The organism is Brenneria tiliae (assembly GCF_023347575.1).
Classification (GTDB): Bacteria; Pseudomonadota; Gammaproteobacteria; order Enterobacterales; family Enterobacteriaceae; genus Brenneria; species Brenneria corticis.
This window is the reverse complement of sequence record NZ_JAKPCB010000014.1, coordinates 1-224: the sequence shown is the minus strand read 5'-3', so window position 1 is coordinate 224 and position 224 is coordinate 1. Positions and strand designations below refer to the sequence as shown.

Here is a 224-nt window from a genome sequence, read left to right as displayed (position 1 = left end):
CCACACTACCATCGGCGCTACGGCGTTTCACTACTGAGTTCGGCATTGGTTCAGGTCGGACCACCGCTCTATCGCCGCCAGGCAAATACGTTTAATCCCAACCGATACAGTTTTCTCTGCAACCATCAGAACCAATCCACGAACAAGCTCAAATATATGAGTCGCTCTCAAAACACCTTCGGTGTTGTAAGGTTAAGCCTCTCCGGTTTTTTCCAACCGTTACC

At 49.6% G+C, this 224-nt stretch carries 1 rRNA gene; it reads right to left on the bottom strand.

From position 1 onward, the window contains the following. A 5S ribosomal RNA gene (rrf, locus tag MFP24_RS24310) occupies nt 1–82 on the bottom strand; the annotation flags it as partial. Nucleotides 83–224: the final 142 nt, after the last annotated feature.